Below are 24,975 nucleotides of genomic sequence, written 5' to 3'. Positions count from 1 at the left end.
GCGTCAGCCGTCGGTTGCTTGACCCCAGGTATTGGGCATCAATGGCAAGCGCGGACCACCGGCCACCGCATCGCCGGCCAGCCTGGTCAGCCCCGCCGCCGTGGCGGTCTCGTTGCGGACGGTTCCGGCGAAGCCAAGCGTCCCAGCACCCTGCTCCCAGGCCATCACCGTTGCGGTATCGAGCTGTGCTTCGAGGTCCATGTATTCGTAGCCGCGACCGACGTGTCGAACCTTCGGTCGCCGGCGCGGACCTGCCGGGCCCTCTTGCCTGGTTGCCGCGGCGGCGGCCGGGGCTGCGGCGGTATCGGGCTTGGATGCCTTTTTCTTGGCGTCGGCGCCGGCACCCCTCTGAGAGCCCATGCTTAGGTTGCCCACCAGGTAGGAGAACAGTTCCGGCCCTGCCGGCGTCGCCGGTGGCGGGGGTGGTGTCGGCGCGGAAAGCGGGGTGTGCGCAGCGCTCGACGCCGGAGCCGCCTCGGGTGCCGGTGCCGGGCCGCCGGCCGATGCAGGAGCCGGGACACTAGCGGCGATGATGGCCGGGGTGAATCCCGGGGGCGGCGTCACCGGCACCACGACCGGCTGGGTCAGGCCGGCCAGCCCCGCCAGGCCCGCGACGCCACCGGCGGCGCCCGCGGGGGCCGCAGCGAGGGGTAGCGCAGCCGCCGTCGCCAGCGGTACGAACGGAGTGGTTGCGACCAGATAGACGCTAACCCGAAGCGTTTCGCTGAACATCTCGAAGCCGATTTCCGAGAAGTAGACAAGCGAGGCGAAAACCAGCACTCCGAGATTGCCGTTGGCCGCCTGCACAATCGTCGGATAAAACTCGATGTAATACCCGGGTCCCGCCAGGAATTCATTGACCGCGTCCGCGAACGTCACGCCCGGCTGGGGAACCAGATTGTAGTTAAACCAACTCATGAAGTGGTCAGGGTTTTCGAAGACGTACAACGGGCTGCCGATCAGGTCGCGCAGTTCCGGGGGCAGAAACTGTTGCACCAGCCCGTCCAACCATTGGAAGACGTTTTGCGATGGTTCGGGCGAGCTGTCGCCAGCGAGGGTTGTCACGGCGTCGGACTTGACAATCTCGGGGGCCGGCGAGGTCTGAGGCACGGACGAAACCGCTGCGGCTGAGACCGCCTCATAGGTGCTCATCACGGTGGCGGCCTGAATCCACATGCGCGCATAGTCGGCTTCGTTCAGTGCGATGGGAATCGTGTTGATCCCAAAGAAGTTCGTCGCCACCAATAGCGCGTGGGCGGCGTGATTGGCGGCGAGTTCGGCCAGGGTCGGCATCTCGGCTAGCGCGGTGCTGTAGGCGGCCGCCACCGTTTCGTGTTGCGCGGCCGCGGCGGCGCTGTCAGCGCTGGCCTGCTCCAGCCACGCCAGATAGGGCGCATGGGCGGCCACATACGCCGCTGCGGTAGCACCCTCCCAGACTCCCGCGCGCACGGTGTCCAGCAGCGCGGTCAGCTCGTCAGCCGCCTGGCTGTAGGCGGTGCTCAGGGAGGTCCATGCAGCCGCGGACTCCAGCAACGGGCCCGGGCCCGGGCCGCTGCTCAGCAGCGCCGAATGCACCTCCGGCGGCGAGGCCAGCCAGATCGGTGAGCTCATCGGGTTTCCTGTCTTTCGTGCCGAAAACCCTTGCCCGCGCGGTCGACTGGATCAGGGTCCAGCCCTAGATACTTGGCCCGCAACCGATCCCACAGTTCGAGTTGTTCCCAGACCGGTTGATCGCGGATCTGCTGGTCGTTGGTCAAAAATGGGTTAGGCAGCAGCAGCGTCATCATCTGTTCGTTACGCCCGTTGAACAGGCGCACACCCCACGAGGTGGGGTAATCATCGGCCCCGATGCGGCGATAAAGCTCGGCGTGCGTGCACTTGCGGATCCGGCCCAGCTCTGGCCCACTCGCCCGGTGCTCGCCGATGCACAGGTGGAAATGCCAGCGACCGAAGTCGACGGTGGCATATCCGTCGTGCATCGAGATTCGCTTGGGCGGGTTTGGCGCCGCCACTTCCCAGGCCGCGCCCTCCATGATGACGCCGAACCAGATTTCGTCCCAATACTCTTCGAAGCACAGGCGGATCAGCTCGAGCAGGCTGTGCTCATCGACGGGCAGCGGCCAACGCTGTTCTCGCCCGCCGCCTTCGGTTTCGACGATGGGAGGGGTGGTGTCGGTCATGGTGTCACCTTTCTGCGTTCGTCAGGCTTGGTCGTGAACACGCAGTCGCCGCACAACCCGCCGCCAGGTGTGCGGTAATACAGGCAGCAGCTGGTTCGGCGGTAGCCGGTATCGCCGAAGCGGATTGTGCCGCTGAGCCTTTGATCGGCACACAATCTTTGAGCCAGCTGTGTGGCGTCACCGCCCAGGACCCGGGCGGCGCCGAGCAGCGCTGACGCGGCGTTGCCGCGGAGCAGCCGCGGCGAGATCGGTCCGAGGCGGCGCAGCGCGACGGTGAGCGGAATGAGGTGCGTCTCCAACACGATGTCGGCCAGCATCGGCGCTAAGTCGTCACCCTGCCAGGCGATGGGATGTTCGATATGCAGCTCAATCCTGCCGTCGGTCTCCCGGAACAACAGCTGCTCGGTAGCCAGATCGAGCAGCAGTCGGTGGCGCACCAGCGCGCCCAGCCCGACTGACCACAGCCGCGCGGCGAAGTCGAAGAAGAACGTCGACACTGCCACGCGGCGCTCCGAGGTGTCGATGCGCGCCTGAACCCGACCGACGACGGCGCCGAGTGCCTCGGTGTCGGTATACAGCTGGGATACAGGCCGCCAGCGTTGGTCGCACGGTCCGGTGCCGATGACGAAATATGTGCTGACGGAAGCTAATTGGGCGAGCACCGCTAGGGTGAGGGGCTGCGGTGCGCAGCGATGCGCGCTGGACGGAAGCGCGCGAAGCTGCGCAGGCAGGCTGTCCAGCGGGACGGGAGTGGCGCAGCCTGCGGTACGCACAGTGATCCGGTCCGGTTCCGCTGCGGTGACGACAATTTCGGCGGGTTCGCCGATACGCCAGCCTTCCCTGGCGAGCACGCGTTCAAAGGCAGCATGCAGCCGTTCGGGCGCGTCAACGCGGGCGCACCGCCCGCCGCTGTTCCGTACCATGAACGTTCCGTTTGCTGAGTCGAAATGCACTGTGTCGCTGCCGAATACTGAGCCGACGCGCCCGGAGAGCAGGAGATCTTCGGGGATCGCGTCGGCGAGCGTGCCGTCTGGGCCCAGCAGCCACACCCGATCGGCGGCCCGCAGCGCCAGTTCCAAGTCGTGCGTGGACATCACGATCGCCAGTCGCCGACGTCGGGCCAGGCTGCGCAGCACCGCCACCAACCCGGCGCGGGACCCGACGTCCAGAAAGGCGGTCGGCTCGTCGAGCAGCAGCGCCGACGGCTGCTGGGCCAGCGCGCGGGCGATCAGAACTCGTTGCCGTTCGCCGTCGGAGAGGTCGGCCGCCGGCCGGTCGGCCAAGTGCGCGGCGCCTACCGCTTGCAACGCCCAGCCGACGACGGCGTGGTCGCCGCGTGTCGGCCTGGCTGTCGGGCCCAGATGCGGGATGCGGCCGAGGCCAACGAGTTCCCTCGCCGACAACAGGCCCGGGTCGAAGCGGTCGGTTAGCACCACCGCGACTCGGCGGCAGAGCTCACCGGGCGCCAGCGCGGCCAGATCCTTGCCGTCGAGCCGTACGTGGCCGCTAAGGGCGGGCTGCAGTCGGCACAGCGTGCGGATCAGGGTGGACTTGCCGCAGCCGTTGGGACCCAGCAGCACGGTGAGCTCGCCCCGAAAGGCGCTGCCGTGCAGGCCGGCCGCGACCACGCTGGTACGGCGCCGGCCGCGGTAGCCGATGGCGAGGTCATGCAGTTCGATCACTGCGGCATCACCACCCCGCGGTGACTGCGCAGCAGCACGAGGACGACAATCGGGGCACCGATCAGCGCGGTGACCGCATTGACCGGAAGTACCGCACCATTGCCGGGAAGCTGATTGACGAGCCCGCATCCCAGCGCGACGGCGGCGCCCAGCAAGACCGCCGTCGGCAAGACGAGCCGGTGATCGGAGCTGCCTACGGCCAGCCGAGCCAGATGTGGCACTACCAAACCAAGAAACGCGATCGGGCCGCAGAACGCCGTCGTGGCCCCAGCCAGCAGCGACGCCGACGCGACAGTGGTGAGCCGGATCCGCCGCACGTCGACGCCCATGGTGCGCGCGTAGGCCTCGCCGAGCAGCAGGGCGTTCAAGGGGCGCACTATTAGCGCTGCCGCCACCAATCCCGACGCGACGACGGGCAGCAGCAGCCGCAGATCCGCCCACGTTGTGCTGGCGAAGCTGCCCAGCCCCCACAGCAGGTACTGCTGCACCCGCTGCGGATCTGCGCAGACCAGCAACACGCTGACGACCGCGGTGCTCGCCGAGCCCACCATGACGCCGACCAGCAACAGGGTCGCCGGCGAGCGCACCCACCGCGCAAGCACCAGGACCGTGGCCAGCACCAGTGCGGCGCCGGCTGCGGCGGCGAGAACCACGCCGGCGCGACCGGCTCCGGCCAGCCCCACCGTGAAGCCGGATCCGCTACCGATTACCGTGACGGAAACCCCAAGGCTCGCACCGGAACTGACACCGAGCACGTACGGGTCGGCGAGGGTGTTGCGAAACAGTGTCTGCATCTGCAGCCCCGCGATCGCGAGCCCGGCGCCCGCAGCGATCGCGGTGAGGACCCGCGGCAGCCGTATGCTTGTCACGATCACCTGCCAGCGCGGGTCGGCTGCCTGAGCACCGACGAGCACCCGGACGGTCTCGGGCAGCGGCACCCGCGCCGGGCCGAGGACCAGCCCCAGCAGAGCCAGCGCAGCGACGGCCCCGGCCAATGTCGTCCACACCACCAACGCGCGGCTCATGCCCGCATCACCTGGCGGTAAAACTGGAACTGGTGGCCGGGGGCGAGGTCGGGATGCAGGATCGCCACGAGGTCGCCCAGCACGAGATCCGGGCGCGCCACACCGCGCTCCCAGTAGTCGTTGCCGCCGCCCGGGCCAAGCGATTTCGTAGCCGACCACACCTGACCAGTACGCATTGCCGTCAACTCGGTGTACCGGTTGTCTTGTGCCAGAGCGTCATTGAGGGTCGTCCAATTGCTGATGACCAGCCACAGCGGTGCCTGCCCGGCCTTGGCGAAGACCGATTCGAAGTTCAGCTGCAGGCTTCCCGCGCGCTTGTCGTCCGCCCACGGGTAGCTGCCGCCCGCGTCGGCAATCAGCCGGCCGGCATAGTCGCCGCCGGCGGGCATCGACCAGACACCGTGATACATCTCGCCGGGCAGCACGTCGACGGGCCGGACGCCCGTGGTCTTCGCGGCGACCTTGCGGTACTCGTCGCGCAGCGTGCGGTAGAGCTCGCCCGCCTTCTTCTCGGTGCCGGTCAGCGCGGCGAACACCTTGACCCACTCGGCCCGGCCCAGCGGAGTGGGTTCCAGCCATTCGGCATCGGCGATCACGCCGACGCCGGCGTCGCGCAGCTTGGCGTAGCTCGGGTCGTCGGTGCCCTGGGTCACCAACACATCGGGATGGGCGGCAATCACCGTCTCGATATCGACCTGCCCACCGGGCGCGAACTCGGCGATATGGCCGGTAGCAATTCGTTGGCGCAGTCGCGGACTGACGACGTTCGCGGCAGTCGCCACGCCGCTGACCACATCGGTTTGGTCGAGTTCTGCGATCATGCCGAGGTGGGTTGTCGAAGCCGAATACATGGTCGTGACCGGCACCGTTATCTGCCGGGCGTGCGTTAGCTCACCGGCCAGCAGCGGGCGCGGCGCGCCGCAGCGCACCAGCACATACGACTCAGGGGCGGCATTCGGATAGGGCTGCTTGACGGTCAGGACCTGGTAGCTGAGGTGGTAGCTGATCGTGAAATTCGTGGCATCGGTGACCGTCGACTTGTCCGGGAAGTAGTCGGTGTCCGGCTTGAAGTCGCTAATGCACGCAGGATTCAAGCGCGTGCCGGTATCCGGCGGGGTCGCGCAGGCGCCCGCAATAAGCGCCAGACAGGCGGCCATGACGACGGCCACCCATGCAAGACGTGGCATGGACGTCGGTCAGCTCTCTCGGGGTACACCGCCCCGGGGTCGCAGGACGCGATGACGCGAGTGTCCTGGCTCTCGGATCGCTGCTCGCCTCGCCTTCCAGCTCGCGGCCGTGGCTGTTGAGGGTCGCTCCCCGATGACAGTGGCGGGACCGCGCCGGATTCGCACCGGCTTCCTGCGTCGTCATCGCCTTACGGGCGTCATTGTTGCATACCGTTCGCAAGTAAGCGATCAGGTCGCCCGCATTTAGTCGAGGCGGTAGCGGATCAGTCGGGAACTGTTGGCGACCACCGCGACCGAAGACGCATTGTGCAAAATCGCGGCAAGCACTGGCGACAACGCGCCGCCGGCACCGATCATCAACCCGGCGGCGTTGACCGCGATCGACATGCCGTAGTTCTCCCGGATGACTTCGACCGCCCGGGCCCCCAAATCCCGCACGTCGAGCAGGCGCTGCAGGTCATCGTTGGCCAGCGCGACATCGGCGGTCTCCACCGCGACATCGGTTCCGGCCAGCCCCATAGCGATTCCGATGTCGGCAGCCGCCAGTGCCGGTGCGTCGTTGATGCCGTCGCCAACCATGCCCACCACGTGGCCCTCGTCTTGCAGCTGGCGCACCACTTCGAGCTTGTCCTCCGGCAGCACTTCGGCGCGCCACTCGTCGATGTCCAGCTCGCGGGCGACGACCGCGGCGATCTCTGGGTGGTCGCCGGTAAGCATAACAATGCGGCGAATTCCATTGGCGCGCAGCTTATTGAGCACGTCAGGCGCTTCTGGGCGGATTTCGTCGCGCAGGCTGATCAGTCCGACCAACATGCCATCCACCGCGAGCAGCAGTGGGGTCTCGGCCTGGCGCCGCAGCTTGTCTACCCACTCCGCCGCTTCCCTTGATACGGCGACGTTTTCGGACTCCAGCAGGGACGGACTGCCCAGCAGCAGCGTACGTCCGTCGGCCCACATCCGCATGCCGAGCCCGACCAGGACCTCGCATTCCTCGTGCGGCGGGATCGTGATGTGCCGTTCTTCGGTCGAGCGGATCACCGCCTCCGCCAGCGGATGACGGGAGTGGATCTCTGAGCTGGCCGCATAGGCCAGGACCTGTTCAGGCTCCCAATCATCGTGCATAGCAATGATATTCGTCACCACCGGTCGACCAACGGTAAGGGTGCCGGTCTTGTCGAAGACGATGGCGTCTACCCGTCCCGCCTCTTCGAGGTGAGAGCCGCCTTTGATCAGGATGCCCCGGCGGGCACCGTTGCCGATGGCCGCGCTGATCGCGGTCGGGGTGGCCAGCCCCACCGCGCATGGGCAGGCCACCAGCAGCATGGTCATCGCACGCCGGACGTCGCCGGTGATCGCCAAGGTAAGCGCCGACACGATGAACGACGTCGGCACGAAGCGGCGCGAAAAGTTTTCGCCGACAGTCTGAATCGGGGCCCGGTCGTGCTGAGCCTCCTCGACACGGGTGATGATGCGCCCGATCGCCGTCTGACTGCCCACCGCGCGGGCACGCACCACGAGCCGGCCCCGCATTACCACCGAGCCGGCGTGCACCATCGAGCCGACGAGCACGCTGACGGGCAGGGTCTCCCCGGTGATGGCAGATTGGTCGACGACCGCCTCCCCGTCGACCACCTCGCCGTCGACCGGGATCGCCACGTGGTCGTGGACCACCACCTCGTCGCCGATCTGCACGGTATCGATCGGCACCTGAACCTCGTTGCCGTCGCTCAGGCGGATCCACGCGGTGTCGGCGCTGCCGCGCAGTAGATCCGAGATGGCGCGCCGGGTCCGGCGCAGTGTCAGATCTTGAAGGTACTCACCGATATTCAACAGCCATAGCACGGTGAGCGCCACGACGTTCTCCCGCAGCACCAGGCTGGCCACCGTCGCGGCGGACACCAAAGCATCGGTTCCGGCGCGGCCGGACCGGAACGAGCGCAGGGCGCCGCGCAGGAACGGATATCCCGTGAAGATCGTGACGCCGGTGGCGGCGAGCCGACCGGTCGGTCCGAGCAGCGGCGGGCGGGCGAACACGTAGCGGCGCACGCCCAGCAACGCCAGCGCCACACCGCCGATCACCATGCGCAGCACGTCGGCGTTGCGGATCTCCGATGAATGCGGCGCACGGGCCGGGATCAGCTCGGCGGCAGTGTGCGCGGCTTCCTTGATCGCCGCCAGCACCGCCGAACGATCACACCGCCTCGGCGAATACCAGACGACGACGGACCCGGTGCGGGGGTAGGCGTGCACGACGCGCACGCCGTCTTGGCGGTCCACGGCCTCTTCGACCGCGACCGCACGACGCGGGTTGCACCGCACCCAGGGGACGTCGACCCGCATGCGGCCAGCCGCGTCGGAAACGACCGACGGATCAGTGTTGGTGCTGGTCGGCATCGCTGATCGCCGGGGTAGGCGCCTCTTCGCCGATGCGTTCCCGGGCCTCGGCCATCACATCGGCGAGCTTGAGCCGGGCCGATTCGGCTGCTTCCTCCGCGCGCCGGGTCCCGCGCAAGCCCCACTCCGCGGCCGCCACCGCGGTTTCGTGTAACGGGGCTTTTGCCAATGCTTTTCGCAGCAGCTCATAGGCGGTCACCCCGGCCAGTCCGGTCACCACCGTTGTGGCCGCCTTCCCGAGTAGCCCGTGCACGACCATCGTCTAACCTTCCTTCGGCTCCGGTCAGTCCTCCCGACGACGCTAACATAGAAATATTGCGATACCAATATGTGTCCAGCCGGTCGGGGAGCAGGGGGTCGTCACTCGAGGACACGGGTGACCTTCTCGGTCTGGATCCTGCGCGGCAACGCCGCCGGATCGGGGTTGGCCACTTGCACCAGCGATGCGCCGACGGCGAGGATGGCCAGCAGACCGTCGACCAGCTCGTCGGGCGTCGCCCACGACTTCGTCGAGAGCACCCGATCCGTCGGCGTCAGACCTCGGGTCGCAGCCGCTGTCCGGCAGGCGGTGCGCACCTCATCGACAGACCTGCCCGCCAGCGCGAGTCCGGGACGGCGCTCTGCGGCGATCTGGTCGGCGTGCACCCGGACCGCAGTGGCGTAGTCGGTGACGCCGACCGGTAGATCCCGGGCCGGGCGCCCGAAGGGATCCAGCGACAGCACCGCCACCTCGCTGGCGCCGGTGGCGTCGGCCTCAGGCAGCCGCGCTGACGTGCACAATGCGATGTCGGCCGGGGCGCCAAATACCACCTCGGCCCCGACCCACCACACGCCGAAACACACCGCCGCCGTTTGCCAGTGCGGCGGGAGCAATACCGCGACCCGGCCGCCCGCAACGGTGCCGAGCTCGTCGCGCAGCAAATTGCCGGTTTTGGCTGCCCAGTTGGCCAAAGTTGCGGCCGAGAGTTCGATGCGCTCACCGCTGGCGTCGTCGTAGTAGGTGATGCGCGGTCCGACCGGGTCGGTGCGCAGCATCGGGTCCAGGATCGCTTCGCTGAGATTGGTCACGTCAGTTGACGCATTCGGGGCGATCCGCGCCGGCGGTCAGTATCGGCGACGGTGGGGGTGCGGTGCTTGCGGTGGCTGGCCCGCCCGCTGAGCGCGAGTGCGAAGCCGACCCCGTCGACGTCGTCGAGGTGGTGGCGTCGAGGCCGGAGCCGGGGCCGGTGTAGTCGTTGGCCAGTACCACCCGCACCGATCCTGCGGGCACCGCCGGGTCGGCGACGACGGGCAGCCCGCCGAGCTCTTTGGCGACCTGTCGGGCCCCCAGGTCATCGGCTTTGGCGGCGCGCACTTGGCTGTTCTTGACGTGCCCGGCTTCGTTATTCGCGACGGTTCCGGCGGTAAATCCCTTGTCCACCAGAAATTCTGACACCGCCGCGGCCAGACCGTTGATGTCGGTGTCGTTGAGTACGTCCGCGGTCGTCTTGGCCGGCGTGTAGGCCAGTTCCTCGGTCTTGCCCTGGTCCTGGTCGTGCAGCAGGCCGGCTACCCACTCTTGGACCTGATGCGGGTCGACTCGCACCACGCTTTGCATTCCGTCGTCGCTCCAGCCGGCTTCGTCGAGCACCGGGATAGTGGCGAACGCGACATTGCCGGCGGCCAGCTTCTGCAGCTGCTTGACGAAATCCATGATGTCCCAACCAGAAGAGAGCACCACCGACCGCTGGATGGCGCCCTGCAGCCGGTCCAGCGTGGCGGGACTCGACAGCGTCTTACCGGAGAGCACCTTGTGGGCCAGGTTCGCCATGACCACCTGCTGGCGCACCACCCGGTCCAGGTCGCCTCGGGGCAGGTCGTGACGTTGGCGCACGAAGCTGAGCGCTTGCGGGCCGTTGAGCCTTTGCCAGCCGGCCGGAAAATCAGCGCCCGAAAGAGGTTCGTACACAGGCTCTTTGAGGCACACGTCGACGCCGCCGAGCGCATCGGTGATCAACGCGAAACCCAACAGTCCGATCTCGGCATAGTGGTCGACGGTGACGCCGGTGAGATCGGCGACCGTCTTGATCAAGGCCTCGCGGCCGGCCTCGGTGCCGCGCGCTTCGGCCTCGGTTTCGGGGACGCCGGATTGGACCAGGCTGACCCGCTTTTCTTCGCGGACCTGGCCGTAGACGCCGTTGATCTTGGTCTTGCCCAATCCCGGTGCCAAGACATACGAGTCGCGCGGGATCGAGATCGCGGTGGCTGACTTCCCGTTGTTGGGCACGCGGACCAAGATGATCGTGTCGGTATTGGTCGCCGTTTCGTCACCGGCCCGCAGTGTCGCCAATTCCTGCGCGGAGAGCGGGTTGCCATGCGCGTCGGTGCGACTGTCCATCCCGACCAGCAAAATATCGATCGCACCGTCGTCGCCGCCCCGGCCCAGGGAGGGCGCGAACATGTGGAAGATCCCGTCTTCGAACGATCGGACTCTGCTCCATGCCACGCCGGTCCCGAGAACGACGGCAACGGCCGCCACGGTGGCAACGGCGCGGACCACACGTTGCGCAGGCATCACTTCAGATTACTTCCGTAACAGCCGTAGAGGGGGATAGGTCTCCGCTCGGCGTGCCAGACTCAAAACATGTCGCGCAGGATCGTGATCACCGGTGCCGGTGGGCAGGTGGGCAGCTTTCTGGCGGCCGAGGCCATCCGCCAGGGGCGAAACGTGCTGGCGCTGACGTCGTCGCAATGGAATATCACCGACCCCGACGCTGCCCGGCGGATCATCGAGGGCGGCGACGTGGTGATCAACTGCGCGGCCTACACCGATGTCGACGGGGCGGAGAGCGACGAGGCGACTGCCCGCGCGGTCAACGTGGCCGGCCCGGAGTACATCGCACGGGCATGTGCCCACGCCGGTGCGGGCATGATCCATATTTCGACCGACTATGTGTTCAGCGGGGAGTTCGGCGGGTCGTCGCCGCGTCCATATGAGCCCGGCGACGAAACCGGTCCGCTCAGTGTGTACGGGCAAACCAAGCTGTCCGGTGAGCTGGCTGTGCTGGCGATGCTGCCGCAGGCCACTGTGGTGCGCACCGCCTGGGTCTACACCGGCGGCAGCGGCAAGGATTTCGTGGCCGTCATGCGCCGGCTGGCTGCCCGCGACGGCATCGTGGAAGTGGTCGACGACCAGACCGGGTCACCGACCTATGTCGCGGACTTGTGCGCGGCCCTGCTGGAGGTGGCCGACGGCAAGGTGCGCGCCCCGGTTGTGCATGCCGCCAACGACGGCGCGGTCACCCGGTATGAGCAAGCCCGCGCCGTGTTCGAAGAACTCGGCGCCGATCCCGATCGGGTGCGGCCGGTCAGCAGTGACCACAAGCCGCGCCCGGCGCGTCGGCCGGCGTATTCCGCGCTGTCAAACCGGCTGTCGGCCCGGGCAGGACTGACACCGCTGCGGGGATGGCGGGACGCGCTGGCCGCTGCCTTGAGCGCATAGGCCGACGGTCGGCGACCCGCTGCGCCCGGCTCCGCCGCGCTTGCGATCGCCTCCAGGGCCGACGGTCGGCGACCCGCCGCGCCCGGCTCCGCCGCGCTTGCGATCGCCTCCAGACCGTTACCCTCTACCCGTGAGTGACGTGCTGCAGGTCGTCACCGTGACCTACTCGCCGGGTCCGCACCTGGAGCGTTTCCTGGCCTCGCTGTCGTTGGCCACCGACCGGCCGGTGAGGGTGCTGATGGCCGACAACGGCTCCACCGACGGAGCACCGCAAGCCGCGGTCGAGCGTTACCCCAACGTGCGGCTGTTCGACACCGGCGGCAACCTCGGATATGGAACGGCGGTCAATCGCGCGATGGCCCGCCTCGCTGACGAAGGGGGGGCTGCCGACGAGTGGGTGGTGGTCGCCAACCCGGACGTGCAGTGGGGCCCCGGGAGCATCGACGCACTGCTGGAGGCCGCCGCCCGGTGGCCCAGGGCGGCCACGCTGGGCCCGCTCATCCGGGACCCCGACGGGGCGGTGTACCCGTCGGCGCGTCACCTGCCCAGTCTGTTTCGCGGCGGCATGCACGCCGTCGTCGGTCCTGTCTGGCGGAACAATCCCTGGTCGACGGCATACCGTCAGGAGCGGCTGGAACCCACCGAACGGCCCGTGGGCTGGCTGTCGGGGTCGTGCCTGCTGGTGCGCCGAGAGGCTTTCGAGCAGGTCGGCGGCTTCGACGAGCGGTACTTCATGTATTTCGAGGACGTCGATCTCGGCGACCGGCTGGCCAAAGCGGGCTGGCAAAACGTCTATGTGCCGACGGCCGAGGTGCTGCATCACCAAGGCCACGTCACCGGTACCGATCCGGCCAGCAGCCTTGCCGCCCACCACAAAAGCACCTATATATTCCTTGCCGATCGGCATTCTGGTTGGTGGCGGGCTCCGCTGCGATGGGCGATGCGGGCCGGGTTGGCGGCGCGCGAACGCGTATTGGTGCGCAGCTCGCGGCGGAGACTCGCAGAAGGGCGGCGGGCACGGTGACACACCCCGAAGTGGACGCGGTGGTCCTGGTCGGCGGCAAAGGCACCCGGCTGCGACCGTTGACGCTGTCGGCGCCCAAGCCGATGCTGCCGATCGCCGGGTTGCCGTTGTTGACCCACCTGTTGTCGCGGATCGCCGCGGCCGGGATCGAGCACGTCGTCCTGGGCACCTCCTACCAGCCCGCGGTGTTCGAGGCGGAGTTCGGCGACGGCTCCAAGCTGGGCCTGCAGATCGAATACGTCACCGAGGAACGCCCCCTGGGCACCGGCGGGGCCATCGCCAACGTCGCCGCGCAGCTGCGGCACGACACCGTGATGGTGTTCAACGGCGATGTGCTCGCCGGCGCCGACCTGCACCAGCTGCTGGAGTATCACCGCGCTAACCGAGCCGATGTGACCCTGCATCTGGTGCGGGTCTCCGATCCGCGAGCATTTGGCTGTGTTCCGACTGAAAACGGCAGGGTCACAGCATTTTTGGAGAAGACACAAGATCCGCCGACCGATCAGATCAACGCGGGCTGCTATGTCTTTGCCCGGGAGATCATCGACCGGATTCCGCGCGGCCGCGAAGTCTCCGTCGAGCGCGAGGTGTTCCCGGCCTTGCTTTCCGACGGGGTCAGGATCTGCGGCTATGTCGACGCCAGCTACTGGCGGGACATGGGCACGCCGGAAGACTTTGTGCGGGGCTCGGCGGACCTGGTGCGTGGTATCGCACCGTCACCGGCACTGCGCGGCCACCACGGTGAGCAGTTGGTGCACGACGGCGCCGCCGTGTCGCCGGGAGCGGTGCTGATCGGCGGCACTGTCGTGGGGCGGGGCGCCGAAATCGGCCCGGGCGCCCGGCTGGATGGCGCGGTGATTTTCGACGGTGTGCGGGTCGAGGCAGGCAGCGTGATCGAGCGGTCAATCATCGGTTTCGGTGCCCGCATCGGCCCGCGGGCACTGATCCGCGACGGGGTGATCGGCGACGGGGCCGACATTGGTGCACGGTGTGAGCTCTTGCGTGGTGCGCGGGTATGGCCCGGGGTGTTCATTCCCGACGGGGGGATTCGCTACTCCTCTGACGTTTGAGCATTTTGCTGCCGACTGGGTACTTATCTCGCGCCATCAGCGTCAGGTATAAGTTCACCTGCGGCGCGGTTCTGTGCGAATGAAACCAGCTGCGCCAGTGCGTAATCGGCATTTTCTGGTAGGGCGTCGACGGGCCACCATCGCAAGTCCAACGACTCCTCGCTGATCTCGATTTGCGCGCCCGCGGGTGCGCGGGCCACGAATTGCAGATCGAGGTGACGGGTTGGTACACCGAGCGAGCAGGTGACCGGGTGGACATGCACGGCCATGAGTTCGGGATGGATGCGCAGGCCGGCGATCCCGGATTCTTCGCTGGCTTCCCGCAGTGCCGCGTCGACGATGTCGTCGTCATCGTCGTCGCAATGCCCGCCAAGCTGTACCCAGCGGCCCAGCCGCGGGTGCAAGGTGAGCAGCGTCTGGCTCCCGGTGGCGTCGATCACCAGCGTCGATGCGGTGACATGGCCGGGCACACAGTCGCGGCTGCAGGCGTCGTCGCGGGCATGCACAAAAGCCAGCACCGCGTGGCGCAATGACTCCTGGGCCGGATCAGGGGCACGCCAGCCGGTGAGCAGCGAGATCGCGGAGTCGCGGACGCTCACTTGCGCACCAGCAAGCCGTCCAGCGGTGCTGGCGGCCGAGGGGATGTCGGCTCGGTCGGATAGCCAATAGCGATGGCGCCCAACGGTTCCCAGTCACCTGGCAGCTCCAGTTCAGCGCGCACGATGTCAGCAGCGAAGATGGTCGAGCCGATCCAGCAGCTGCCCACCCCACGCACCGCCAGCGCAACCAGCAGCGCCTGCACGGCCGCGCCGACCGCGACGGTGAACATGGTGTGCTCGGCGGCGGTGCGGGCAGCATCGGGATAACTGTGTGCACCGTCGGGCACCAGCATCGGAATGACGACTTCCGGTGCGTCATAGAGGATCTGGCCGCGCGCCACCCGCCGCGCAATGGCATCGGGGGATTTTCTGTCGCCAGCGAGGTCGGCCCACCACTTGTCGCGCATGCGGTCCAGCAGCCTCACGCGCAGCTCCGGGGTCTGCAGCCACACGAACCGCGCCGGCCGGGTGTGATGGGGGGCCGGCGCGGTCAGCGCTTCGGCGACCGCGTCTTCGATCAGGTGCGCGGGCACGGGCTGTTCGCTGAACCGACGCACGGAGCGGCGCAGCAGCTGGGCCTGCCGGCGGCCCTGTTCGAGCGCTTCGGCGGTGCCCAGCCAGAACAGGTCTTCGGTTCCCGCGCGGATCAGTCGCCGTGCCGTCGACCCGTCATCGGTGATGTGCAGTCCGCGCACCACGGCCACCGGTATCGCGGTGAGTTTGCCCTTGACCAGATCGGCTGCCGCGGCGATTTCGTCGGCAACGGCGATTTCCGTGACCACCAATTCGTTACCGTGCGGGTCGGTGATTCCGGCGTAACTGTGCAACACGGCCAGACCGGCTGAGCCCACGGCAGCGTCGGTCTGGCCGTTGCGCCATGCGCGGCCCATGGTGTCGGTGATTACCACCGCGACGGTGACCCCGAGCCGTTCACGCAGCCCGGCACGCAGGGTGCCGGCACTGACGTCCGGGTCGACAGGCAGCAGGGCCAGCTCGGCTGCACCGACATTGGAGCCGTCCACCCCGGCCGCGGCCTGCACCAGCCCGAGCCGGTTCTCGGTGATCAACGTACGGCCCTTGCGGGCCAGCACACGAACCGATTCTTCGTCGATCAGCTTGCGCCGCAGCTGGTCTCGCGCTTCGACATCTTCCGGTGCCGACACGATGCGGCCCTCGCATTTGGACACCACCTTGCTGGTGACCACCACGACGTCGCCGTCGTGCAGCCAGGGCGCAGCCTGGGCAATTGCCGCGGCCAGGTTGTCGCCGGGCCGGAATTCGGGGAGGCCGGTGACGGGGATGATCTCGACAGTCGACGCGGCACCGTGACCGGCCGTCACGCTGCTCATGCTGCCACACCTGCGAGTTCCAGCCCCGCGCTGACCATGTCGGCCGTTGCTTTAGGGTCACTCATCAGCAGCGGTATGGGTCGAACTGCGACGCCGTCGATTTCGGCGCGATCGCTCTCGTGGACCAACCAGCAGTCGAGAATCCCCGTCGCCCGGCGAGCCCCGTAATGTTGGCCCACGGCCTCTGCGCTGCATTTAACACCGATCACGGTGAGGCATTCATATGCCATGCCGCGTAACGGCTTTCCGTCGATGATGGGCGAATAGCCGACGACCGGAGCCGACGTCGAGCGCAGCGCGGCCCGGATGCCGGGGATGGCCAGTATGGCGCCGATGCTCACGACCGGGTTCGAGGGTGCCAGCATGATTATGTCGGCCTGGGTGATCGCCTCGACGACTTCGGGTGCGGCGCTGGCGTTTTCGGCGCCAACGAAAGCGAAGCTGTGGGTCGGCACTTGGGCACGATGACGCACCCACCATTCCTGGAAGTGGATCGCACGTCGGTTTCCGTCAGCGGGATCGGTGATGACCGCGTGGGTTTCGCAGCGATCGTCGCTGACGGGCAGCAGGCGCGCCCCGGGCTGCCAGCGGTCGCACAGCGCCGCAGTGACCTGCGAGAGCGGGTAGCCGGCTCGCAGCATCTGGCTGCGCACCAAGTGGGTGGCCAGGTCGCGATCGCCCAGCTGGAACCAGTCAGGCTGAACCCCGTAGCGCGCGAGTTCCTCTTTGGCGTGCCAGGTTTCGTCGCGGCGGCCCCAGCCGCGCTGCGGGTCGACCGCGCCGCCCAGGGTGTACATGCAGGTGTCGAGGTCTGGGCAGACGCGCAGGCCATGGATCCAGGCGTCGTCGCCGATGTTTACCACCGCGGTGAGTTCGTGCTCGGCCGGACCGTGATCGGAAGCGAATTGGCCCAGGCCGAGCAAGTGCTGGACACCCAGCAGGAAGCGGGCGCCGCCGACACCGCCGACCAGAACCGTGATCTTCACATCGCACGACAGTACGCCCGGTGACGATGCGGTCTGCGCAGCGGACCGGGGAGGAGGCGGGCAGTCGGGTTGGGCCCGGTGACGATGCGGTCTGCGCAGCGGACCGGGGAGGAGGCGGGCAGTCGGGTTGGGCCCGGTGACGATGCGGTCTGCGCAGCGGACCGGGGAGGAGGCGGGCAGTCGGGTTGGGCCCGGTGACGATGCGGTCTGCGCAGCGGACCGGGGTTGCCGTCCGACACGCCGGGGCGCAGATCGGCACAATGCCGCTGAAATTTGGTCACGACATGGTATGGAATTTGGTTCCAGCGCTTGACCACGGCAAGTTACCCGTGTGTAATCACATCAGTGTCATTTCCCGGTTGGCCGGCCGGTTGCGGTGTCGCAGACCGAGATTCGATCACTTGTTCGAAAAGAGAAGGCCGCATAACACACCAGAACAGTGGCGACATTCACGATCAGCGAATCCAGGTGAGGAGGCGGAGCATGTCCTATGAGCACCTGCGGGGCGTAGTGGGAGGGACACCGCACACCAATACCGGCTCGGCGGCAACGGGTCCGGCGCGGCGGCCCCGTTTGAGTCTGGTTTCCGACGCGGCCAACATTTTTCCGCTGGCGCCCGTGACCCGCGACCAATGGCAAGACCGTGCGCTGTGCGCGCAAACCGACCCCGAGGCGTTCTTTCCCGAGAAGGGCGGCTCCACTCGCGAGGCGAAAAAGATTTGCCTGGGCTGTGAGGTGCGCGCTGAGTGCCTGGAGTACGCCCTGGCACACGACGAGCGCTTTGGCATCTGGGGTGGCTTGTCCGAGCGGGAACGCCGCCGCCTCAAGCGCGGCATCATCTGACCCGGCCGGGCCAGTCGAGGGGTTTCAGTCGTCGTCGATCGTGGGGTCGATGACCGAGGGGTCGACGTCCAGATACGTCGCCACCTGAGCCACCAGAATCTCATGCAGCAATTCGCCAAGTTCGATGGTGTCTTTCGCGCGTCGCTCGATCGGCTTGCGGAACAAAACAATTCGTGCACGTGTGGTGTTGCCGCGGACATCGACACCGGCGGGGATCAACCGCGCCAGCGCGATCGGTCCGTCGGCGACGACCTCAGGCGGCCACTGCACGCTGTCAGGATCCTTGGGACACATGCGCGGGATCTCGTCAACCGCCACGTCAAGCCCCGAAACCCGATCCTGCCAGCGGCGCTCGATGGGCTCATAGGCCTCCAGCACCGCCATGTCGAACCGCTCGGCCCGGCTGCGCCAGCCTGGCACCGTCGGCGGCAGCAGCGGCCCACGCATCTCGCGTCCTCGCCGCGCTGCCGAGCGTCGGGCAGACCGACCGCCTCGCCGAGAGCCGCGAGAATCGCTCACGCGCCGATGGTAACGGTTGCACATCGCGGCCCAGCCCAATGCGCGTGTCCGGCCCCGCGGCGTCGTTTGCGCACGATAGCCTCTCGACCGTGAATGCTCCGCGTCGCTGTTGCCGGCCCGGGTGTCCGCACCACGCGGTGGCGACGTTGACGTTCGTCTACTCGGATTCGACGGCGGTGATCGGTCCGCTGGCCACGGCACGAGAGCCGCACTCATGGGATCTTTGCGTCGGCCATGCCGGCCGGATCACCGCGCCGCGCGGGTGGGAACTTGTTCGTCACCCCGGCCCTTTGCCGAACCCGGATGAGGACGACCTGGTGGCCCTCGCTGACGCGGTGCGCGAAGGCCGCGGCGGGCTGGTGAATCGCCCGCCGGTCAACGGCTTCTGCGATCCTGGCGGCGCCTCATCCGGGGCACCGGCCAGCGTCCCGGGCACCGGTGCGCTGGCTTCCCCAGCGCATCAACCCGGCGGAACCGGACGGCGTCGCGGGCATCTGCGCGTGTTGCCTGACCCGCCGAGCGAACCGGGGGACTAGGCGGCGACGGGCGCGCTAGCGTACCTACAGCGAGGCCGACCGCAATGGTTAGGCTGGCGACCAAGAGTCCCTTCGTCAGGAGCCCTGTCATGTCTCGGCCCGCCGCGGCTGTCCATCGTGTGATCAAGGCGTACGACGTGCGTGGGTTGGTGGGGGACGAAATCGACGAGTCCCTCGCCGTCGACGTCGGCGCGGCTTTCGCGAGGTTGATGCGTGCCGAAGGGGCCCACCGAGTCGTGATCGGCCGCGACATGCGCGAAAGTTCGCCGCCACTGGCGGCTGCCTTTGCCGCCGGCGTGACCGGTCAGGGTCTTGACGTGGTCCGCATCGGCTTGTCCTCGACCGACCAGCTCTATTTCGCGTCCGGCATGCTCGACTGTCCCGGCGCAATGTTCACCGCCAGCCACAACCCGGCGGCCTATAACGGCATCAAGATGTGCCGCGCGGGTGCCAAGCCGGTTGGCGCGGACACCGGGCTGGCCACCATCCGCGACGAACTCATCGCCGGTGTTCCCGGCTACGACGGACCACTGGGCAGCATCACCGATCGTGATGTGCTAGCCGACTACGGCGCCTTCCTGCGCTCGCTGGTCAACTTGTCAGACCTGCGTCCACTGCGGGTGGCGGTGGACGCCAGCAACGGCATGGCCGGCCACACCGCGCCGGCCGTGTTGGGTCCGGTCAATTCAATCACGCTGCTGCCACTGTATTTCGAGCTCGACGGTTCCTTTCCCCATCATGAGGCTAACCCGCTGGACCCGGCTAACCTGGTCGACCTGCAACAGTTTGTCGTTGCCGAGGGTGCTGATATAGGGCTGGCCTTCGACGGCGACGCCGACCGCTGCTTCGTGGTCGACGAGCGCGGCCGGCCGGTGTCGCCGTCGACGGTGACCGCGTTGGTAGCCGCGCGTGAACTCGACCGGGAAATCGGCGCAACCGTGATTTATAACCTGATCACCTCGCGTGCGGTGCCGGAATTGGTGATCGAACGCGGCGGCACGCCGGTGCGCTCCCGCGTGGGACACTCCTACATCAAGGCGCTGATGGCCGACACCGGGGCCATTTTTGGCGGCGAACACTCGGCGCATTACTACTTCCGCGATTTTTGGGGTGCCGACTCGGGGATGCTGGCCGCGCTGTATGTCCTTGCCGCACTTGGCGAACAACAGCGGCCACTGTCGGAGCTCACCGCTGACTACCAACGCTACGCATCCTCCGGCGAGATCAACTTCACCCTAAAAGGTTCAGCCGATGCGGCGTCGGCAACCGAGGCTGTGCTGAAGTCGTTCGGCACCCGGATCCACTCCATCGATCACCTGGACGGGGTGACGGTGGACCTGGGCAACGGCAGCTGGTTCAACCTGCGCAGCTCCAACACCGAGCCACTGCTTCGGCTCAACGTCGAGGGCCGCTGCGCCGAAGACGTCGAGGCGGTGGTCGCGCAGATCACCGACGAGATCGCGCAATTCGCGGGTCAGCCGGAGGCCGTGACGTGAACGCGATCGGCGCCGCGATCGATATCGATGACACCGAAGCCCTGATCGCCGCCGACCGGGAGGGTCTATTGCGGGCCGCATCGATGGCGGGCGCGCAGGTGCGCGCCACCGCGGCCGCATTCGACGAAGGAGCGCTGGACTCGATCCGCGGGGGCGATCGTCCCCGCACCCTGGTCTGGGTAGCCGGCCGCGGTACCGCCGCGAGCGCCGGCGCGATGCTGGCCGCGGCGGTCGGCGGTTCGTCGGGCGAGCCGATTGTCGTTACCGCCGGGGCGCCGCCATGGATCGGCGCGCTGGACGTGCTGGTCGTGGCCGGCGACGACCCGGGCGATCCCGCACTGGTGGGGGCCGCGGCGACCGGGGTGCGCCGGGGCGCGCGGGTGGTCGTCGTGGCGCCCTACGAGGGCCCGCTGCGTGATACAACCGCGGGGCGGGTCGCGGTGCTGGAACCGCGGTTGCCGGTGCCCGACGAGTTCGTGGTGTGTCGGTATCTGGCCGCCGGGCTGGCCGTGCTCGCCAGCGTCGACCCGGGTCTGCGGGTCGACCTGGCGCGGCTGGCCGACGAGCTCGACAGCGAAGCGCTGCGCAACAGCGCGGGGCGCGAACTATTCACCAATCCGGCTAAGGCGCTGGCCGAGCGCATGTCAGGTCGTCGTGTCGTGCTGGCCGGTGACTGCGCTGCCACCCTGGCCCTGGCCCGGCACGGGGGTTCGGTTCTGCTGCGGATCGCCCACCAGGTGGTCGCCGCCACCGGGCTGGCGGACGCGGTCGTGGCGCTACGGGCCGGGTTCGGCGATGCGGCCGACGCTCTTTTCCACGACGAACAGATTGACGGGCCCCGGCCCGAACGGCCGCGGGTGTTGGCGCTGACCCTGGCCGCCGAGCGCACTGTGGTGGTCGCCCGGGTCAGCGGGCTTGACGTCGATATCGTCACCGCCGAGGATGTCCCGGATCTGTCCGATGCTTCCACCGAAGCGGTGGCGGGCCTCGGTACCGAACAGCAGCTGGCAATATTGGCCGTCCGGTTGGAGATGGCCGCGGTTTATCTGCGACTGGTGCGGGGATAAATAGACAGTGGAATTGCTACGCGGGGCGATACGGACGTACGCGTGGGGATCGCGGACCGCGATCGCCGAATTCACTGGGCGGCCGGTGCCGGCTGCCCACCCAGAGGCCGAACTCTGGCTCGGCGCGCATCCAGGTGACCCGGCTTGGCTGGAGACCGACGACGGTGAGATCTCGCTGCTCGATGCGCTGATCGCCGACCCCGAGGGACAACTGGGGTCGTCGGCGCGCACCAGGTTCGGCGACGTACTGCCGTTCCTGGTCAAGGTGCTGGCCGCCGACGAGCCGCTGTCGCTGCAAGCCCATCCGAGTGCTGAGCAGGCGATCGAAGGCTACCTCCGCGAGGAGCGGCTCGGGATCCCGGTTTCCTCACCGATCCGCAACTACCGCGACAACCGTCACAAACCCGAGCTGCTGGTGGCGTTGCAGCCGTTCGAAGCGCTGGCTGGGTTCCGTCCGGCGGGCCGCACCGTCGAGTTGTTGCGGGCGTTGGCGGTCTCAGACCTCGACCCCTACATCGAGTTGCTCAACGACCAATCCGACGCTGACGGCCTGCGGGCGTTGTTCACGACCTGGATCACCGCTCCGCAGCCCGACATCGACGTGTTGATACCGGCCGTCCTCGAGGGCGCGATTCACTATGTCACCTCCGGCGCAACGGAATTCGCTGCTGAGGCCAAGACTGTGCTGGAGCTCGGCGAGCAGTATCCCGGCGACGCTGGGGTCCTGGCGGCCTTGCTGCTCAACCGGATCAGCCTTGCTCCTGGAGAGGCGATCTTCTTGCCGGCCGGCAATCTGCACACGTATCTGCGTGGTGTCGCGGTCGAGGTGATGGCCAACTCCGACAACGTTTTACGGGGAGGGCTGACGCCCAAGCACGTCGACGTACCGGAGTTGCTGCGGGTGCTCGACTTCACCCCGACCACCGAGGCGCAGCTGCGGCCGCCGGTGCATCGGGACGGACTTGAGCTCATCTACGACACCCCGGCAGCCGAGTTCGCGGTGTCGGTGCTGACTCTCGCCGACGAACACCTCGGCCACGAGGTCGACGCGCCGTCACGTCACGACGGACCGCAGATCCTGCTGTGCACCGAAGGGGCGACGGCCATCCACGGCAAATCCCGGGCACTGACGCTCAACCGGGGCATGGCGGCATGGGTGGCCGCCGACGACGGGCCGATCCGGCTGGTCGCGCGCGAGCCCAGCAAGCTGTTTCGGGCCACCGTGGGTCTGTGACGTCAACCAGCAGCGTCCGCGCGATCCTGGCAGCCTTGGCCGCCAACGTGGGCATCGCCGCGGCGAAGTTCGTCGGCTTCCTGGTCACGGGCAGTTCGTCGATGCTGGCCGAGTCGGTGCACTCGGTGGCCGATACCTCGAACCAGGCTCTCCTGCTGCTCGGCCAGCGCGCAGCCCGCAAACAGGCCGACGCATTGCACCCGTTCGGCTACGGCCGCAGCCGCTACTTCTGGTCGTTTGTCGTGGCCCTCGTCCTGTTCACGCTCGGGTCGGTGTTTGCTCTCTACGACGGCTACCACAAGATCACCCATCCGGCAGAGCTCAGCTCGCCAGCGGTGGCTTTAGTCATCCTGTCGGTGGCAATCGTCTTGGAAGCCTTCAGCTTTCGTACGGCGATGGTCGAGTCTCGGCCGCTGAAAGGCAACAGCAGCTGGTGGCGGTTCATCCGTACTTCGCGCAACCCCGAGCTGCCCGTGGTGCTGCTGGAAGACACCGGCGCGCTCATCGGCTTGGTGTTCGCACTGGCCGGGGTCGGGCTCACCGCCACCACTGGTGACCCGGTGTGGGACGGCATCGGCACGCTGGGCATCGGCGTGCTGCTCGGCCTGATCGCGATCGTGCTGATGGTCGAGATGCACAGCCTGCTGATCGGCGAGGGCGCCACCAGTGCCCAGACTCAGGCCATCCGAGCGGCGCTGGAATCCACCGAGCATGTTGAGCGGTTAATCCACCTGCGCACCCAGTACCTTGGCCCGGAGGAGATGCTGGTGGCCGCCAAGATCGCGGTGGCCCCACAGGTCCAGCTGGCCACGATTGCCGCCACCATCGACGCCGCGGAGGCCAACGTGCGCGCCGCGGTGCCGGCCGCGCGGGTAATTTACCTCGAGCCTGACCTGGATCGCGCGCTTCCCCGGTAGCGCTCGCGCCAGAGCTGCCGGCGCTCGGCCAGCCACAGCCGCATGTTGTGACCGATGGCGCGAGCGATCAGCGTCGGCGACGGCACCATGTAGAGGCTGTCCAGCAGCGAAAACCGGCGCAAAAACCATTCGGCGAGAACAGGATCGGTCTCCGCGGCGCCGAGGAACTGGTCGAACAGCTCACCCACCGGGCGATACCACCACGGGGCGTGGCCGCTGGCGTGGTGGAACGTGAGATCACCGATCGCGTTCATCAGCCACACCGGGTAGGTCGTCTTGGCGGTGGCGCGGTTGAGTTGGTGAGCCAGCTTGCGGGTAGGGGACCGCAACGCCCGCCGTAGATGACCGGCCTGCAGCGACGTCATCGTCATGCCCTGGCCGAACGTCGGATCGAAGCTGGCCACCGCGTCCCCCAGCGGTACGATCCCCGCCGGGAAACGGTCCAGCTTGTCGTAGCGGCGCCATCTGCTGGTGGGGAAGCGATGCGACGCCACCTCCCCGATCGGCTCGGCCCGCTCAAGTGCAGCGGTAAAGTGCGCCGGCAGCAGCTTCTCTGCGAGCACCAACATCTCAGAAAAGCTCTGCGGTGGTTCAACTTTGGCGACGCCGAAGGTGGTGAGAACCCAAGTGCCGTCCTCGTAGGCCAACATGCCCAGTCCCAGCGGCTGGTTCCGAGACGCGCCCGCGACGATCACCTTTTCCCGGATCACGCCCTCCGGCATACGGAACTGGTGCGACGAGTAGCCGATGCCGACGTCGACGACGTCCTCGCGCGGCGGCGGGAAACCCCACTGCCGCAGCCACACGGGTAGTCGGCTGCCCCGGCCGGTGGCGTCGACGACCAGATCAGCGGCGACGAACTCGGGTTCGCCCGCCGAATCCAGCAGCACCCCGGTCACCCGCTGCGCGGCGGTGTCGAAACGCGGCTGCGCGACCGGGCGCCGCTGGATCTCGACGTTGCTGATGCCGCTGACCCGGCGCCGGATCTGCCACTCCAAATGCGGCCGGCTGGGCACGTAGGCGGTGAACTCCCTACGCAGGGTGTGCCCGGTCCCCAGTACGTGGCCGGCTGCGCCGAAGTAGATGCAATCCGGGCGGTTCTCCAGCATGGGCACGCCCGCGGCGACCATGTCCGCGAGCAGACCGGGAAATAAGTCCTCGAATTCCCGGGCGCCGCGGGCCATCAGCAGGTGCAGGTGCCGGCCCTGAGGGACCGCGGTGCGGTTGGCCGGGCCGGATGGCAGATTGTCGCGTTCGAACACCGTCACCCGGTGGTAGAAATCCGAGAGCACTCGCGCGGCCGACAGCCCCGCGATACTGGCCCCGATGACGACAGCGTGTCCGCGTGTGCTTTCGCCGCGCATCCTCGGAGACTAGTCGGTACTG

23 protein-coding genes and 1 riboswitch are annotated in these 24,975 nt (G+C 67.8%); of the genes, 9 read left to right on the top strand and 14 right to left on the bottom strand.

Annotated features, from left to right (window positions below; translation table 11 throughout):
- Positions 1 to 3: 3 nt before the first annotated feature.
- The 9 genes from MHEC_RS18565 to MHEC_RS18525 form a co-directional block, all read right to left on the bottom strand.
- Entirely contained in the window at positions 4 to 1,611 is a 1,608-nt protein-coding gene (locus MHEC_RS18565; protein WP_048892930.1) for a PPE family protein, read from the bottom strand.
- Positions 1,608 to 2,180 carry a DUF7676 family protein gene (locus tag MHEC_RS18560; RefSeq protein WP_048892929.1) on the bottom strand — a complete coding sequence of 191 codons (573 nt, stop codon included), beginning with the start codon at positions 2,178 to 2,180 and terminating at the stop codon, positions 1,608 to 1,610. Before MHEC_RS18560 ends, MHEC_RS18565 begins: the two co-directional genes overlap by 4 nt.
- Positions 2,177 to 3,862: an ATP-binding cassette domain-containing protein gene (locus MHEC_RS18555; protein ID WP_048892928.1), complete on the bottom strand. Its 1,686-nt coding sequence runs from the start codon at positions 3,860 to 3,862 to the stop codon at positions 2,177 to 2,179. Before MHEC_RS18555 ends, MHEC_RS18560 begins: the two co-directional genes overlap by 4 nt.
- Positions 3,859 to 4,887, bottom strand: a complete 1,029-nt coding sequence (locus MHEC_RS18550; RefSeq protein ID WP_048892927.1) for a FecCD family ABC transporter permease — start codon at positions 4,885 to 4,887, stop codon at positions 3,859 to 3,861. The genes MHEC_RS18555 and MHEC_RS18550 overlap by 4 nt, the downstream gene beginning before the upstream one ends.
- Positions 4,884 to 6,074 carry an ABC transporter substrate-binding protein gene (locus MHEC_RS18545; RefSeq protein ID WP_048892926.1) on the bottom strand — a complete coding sequence of 397 codons (1,191 nt, stop codon included), beginning with the start codon at positions 6,072 to 6,074 and terminating at the stop codon, positions 4,884 to 4,886. The genes MHEC_RS18550 and MHEC_RS18545 overlap by 4 nt, the downstream gene beginning before the upstream one ends.
- 38 nt (positions 6,075 to 6,112) lie before the next feature.
- Positions 6,113 to 6,289: riboswitch (cobalamin riboswitch) on the bottom strand.
- Between the two features lie 28 nt (positions 6,290 to 6,317).
- Entirely contained in the window at positions 6,318 to 8,468 is a 2,151-nt protein-coding gene (ctpC, locus tag MHEC_RS18540) for a manganese-exporting P-type ATPase CtpC (RefSeq protein ID WP_048892925.1), read from the bottom strand.
- Positions 8,446 to 8,727: a DUF1490 family protein gene (locus MHEC_RS18535; protein ID WP_048892924.1), complete on the bottom strand. Its 282-nt coding sequence runs from the start codon at positions 8,725 to 8,727 to the stop codon at positions 8,446 to 8,448. The genes ctpC and MHEC_RS18535 overlap by 23 nt, the downstream gene beginning before the upstream one ends.
- A 101-nt stretch (positions 8,728 to 8,828) precedes the next feature.
- Positions 8,829 to 9,503, bottom strand: a complete 675-nt coding sequence (locus tag MHEC_RS18530; RefSeq protein WP_048892938.1) for a TIGR03089 family protein — start codon at positions 9,501 to 9,503, stop codon at positions 8,829 to 8,831.
- A gap of 34 nt (positions 9,504 to 9,537) precedes the next feature.
- Positions 9,538 to 11,025: an LCP family protein gene (locus tag MHEC_RS18525; RefSeq protein WP_099869163.1), complete on the bottom strand. Its 1,488-nt coding sequence runs from the start codon at positions 11,023 to 11,025 to the stop codon at positions 9,538 to 9,540.
- 66 nt (positions 11,026 to 11,091) lie between these two features.
- On the opposite strand from MHEC_RS18525, the gene rfbD reads away from it, so the two are divergent.
- The 3 genes from rfbD (at position 11,092) to manB (ending at position 14,043) form a co-directional block, all read left to right on the top strand.
- Positions 11,092 to 11,949: a dTDP-4-dehydrorhamnose reductase gene (rfbD, locus tag MHEC_RS18520; protein WP_048892922.1), complete on the top strand. Its 858-nt coding sequence runs from the start codon at positions 11,092 to 11,094 to the stop codon at positions 11,947 to 11,949.
- A 130-nt stretch (positions 11,950 to 12,079) separates the two neighbouring features.
- Entirely contained in the window at positions 12,080 to 12,973 is an 894-nt protein-coding gene (locus MHEC_RS18510; RefSeq protein ID WP_048892921.1) for a glycosyltransferase family 2 protein, read from the top strand.
- Positions 12,970 to 14,043 carry a mannose-1-phosphate guanylyltransferase gene (manB, locus tag MHEC_RS18505; RefSeq protein ID WP_048892920.1) on the top strand — a complete coding sequence of 358 codons (1,074 nt, stop codon included), beginning with the start codon at positions 12,970 to 12,972 and terminating at the stop codon, positions 14,041 to 14,043. Before MHEC_RS18510 ends, manB begins: the two co-directional genes overlap by 4 nt.
- 23 nt (positions 14,044 to 14,066) lie before the next feature.
- Here the strand turns inward: manB and MHEC_RS18500 are convergent, their stop codons facing one another.
- Genes MHEC_RS18500 through cofD form a run of 3 tightly spaced genes read right to left on the bottom strand, consistent with a single transcriptional unit; the run spans position 14,067 to position 16,977 of the window.
- Positions 14,067 to 14,642 (bottom strand): NUDIX hydrolase, encoded by a 576-nt coding sequence (locus MHEC_RS18500; protein ID WP_048892919.1) that lies wholly within the window; start codon positions 14,640 to 14,642, stop codon positions 14,067 to 14,069.
- Complete coding sequence (locus MHEC_RS18495; protein WP_048892918.1) at positions 14,639 to 15,991, bottom strand: coenzyme F420-0:L-glutamate ligase; 1,353 nt, start codon at positions 15,989 to 15,991, stop codon at positions 14,639 to 14,641. Before MHEC_RS18495 ends, MHEC_RS18500 begins: the two co-directional genes overlap by 4 nt.
- The gene (gene cofD, locus MHEC_RS18490) at positions 15,988 to 16,977 is read right to left on the bottom strand and encodes a 2-phospho-L-lactate transferase (protein ID WP_048892937.1); all 990 of its coding nucleotides are present in this window, start codon (positions 16,975 to 16,977) and stop codon (positions 15,988 to 15,990) included. The genes MHEC_RS18495 and cofD overlap by 4 nt, the downstream gene beginning before the upstream one ends.
- Before the next feature lie 483 nt (positions 16,978 to 17,460).
- Here cofD and MHEC_RS18485 point away from each other — a divergent pair, with 483 nt between their 5' ends.
- The gene (locus MHEC_RS18485; protein WP_048892917.1) at positions 17,461 to 17,820 is read left to right on the top strand and encodes a WhiB family transcriptional regulator; all 360 of its coding nucleotides are present in this window, start codon (positions 17,461 to 17,463) and stop codon (positions 17,818 to 17,820) included.
- Positions 17,821 to 17,844: 24 nt separating this feature from the next.
- Here the strand turns inward: MHEC_RS18485 and MHEC_RS18480 are convergent, their stop codons facing one another.
- Positions 17,845 to 18,267 (bottom strand): metallopeptidase family protein, encoded by a 423-nt coding sequence (locus MHEC_RS18480; protein WP_048892916.1) that lies wholly within the window; start codon positions 18,265 to 18,267, stop codon positions 17,845 to 17,847.
- Positions 18,268 to 18,428: 161 nt separating this feature from the next.
- Here MHEC_RS18480 and MHEC_RS18475 point away from each other — a divergent pair, with 161 nt between their 5' ends.
- From MHEC_RS18475 to MHEC_RS18455, 5 genes are all read left to right on the top strand, one after another.
- A complete protein-coding gene (locus MHEC_RS18475; RefSeq protein WP_200902205.1) occupies positions 18,429 to 18,875 on the top strand; it encodes a DUF3499 domain-containing protein in 447 nt (148 codons plus the stop codon).
- 89 nt (positions 18,876 to 18,964) lie between these two features.
- Positions 18,965 to 20,371, top strand: coding sequence for a phosphomannomutase/phosphoglucomutase (locus MHEC_RS18470; RefSeq protein ID WP_048892914.1), 1,407 nt, complete (start codon positions 18,965 to 18,967; stop codon positions 20,369 to 20,371).
- Positions 20,368 to 21,438, top strand: coding sequence for a hypothetical protein (locus MHEC_RS18465; RefSeq protein ID WP_048892913.1), 1,071 nt, complete (start codon positions 20,368 to 20,370; stop codon positions 21,436 to 21,438). Before MHEC_RS18470 ends, MHEC_RS18465 begins: the two co-directional genes overlap by 4 nt.
- 7 nt (positions 21,439 to 21,445) lie before the next feature.
- Positions 21,446 to 22,672, top strand: a complete 1,227-nt coding sequence (manA, locus tag MHEC_RS18460) for a mannose-6-phosphate isomerase, class I (RefSeq protein WP_071700341.1) — start codon at positions 21,446 to 21,448, stop codon at positions 22,670 to 22,672.
- Positions 22,669 to 23,589 carry a cation diffusion facilitator family transporter gene (locus MHEC_RS18455; RefSeq protein WP_048892911.1) on the top strand — a complete coding sequence of 307 codons (921 nt, stop codon included), beginning with the start codon at positions 22,669 to 22,671 and terminating at the stop codon, positions 23,587 to 23,589. Before manA ends, MHEC_RS18455 begins: the two co-directional genes overlap by 4 nt.
- Here MHEC_RS18455 and MHEC_RS18450 read toward each other — a convergent pair.
- Positions 23,550 to 24,953: an FAD-dependent oxidoreductase gene (locus tag MHEC_RS18450; RefSeq protein ID WP_048892910.1), complete on the bottom strand. Its 1,404-nt coding sequence runs from the start codon at positions 24,951 to 24,953 to the stop codon at positions 23,550 to 23,552. The genes MHEC_RS18455 and MHEC_RS18450 overlap by 40 nt on opposite strands.
- Positions 24,954 to 24,975 lie beyond the last annotated feature (22 nt).

Source organism: Mycobacterium heckeshornense (genome assembly GCF_016592155.1).
Taxonomy (GTDB): Bacteria; Actinomycetota; Actinomycetes; order Mycobacteriales; family Mycobacteriaceae; genus Mycobacterium; species Mycobacterium heckeshornense.
Note: the sequence above shows the minus strand (reverse complement) of the source record. Positions and strands in the feature narration are given on the sequence as shown.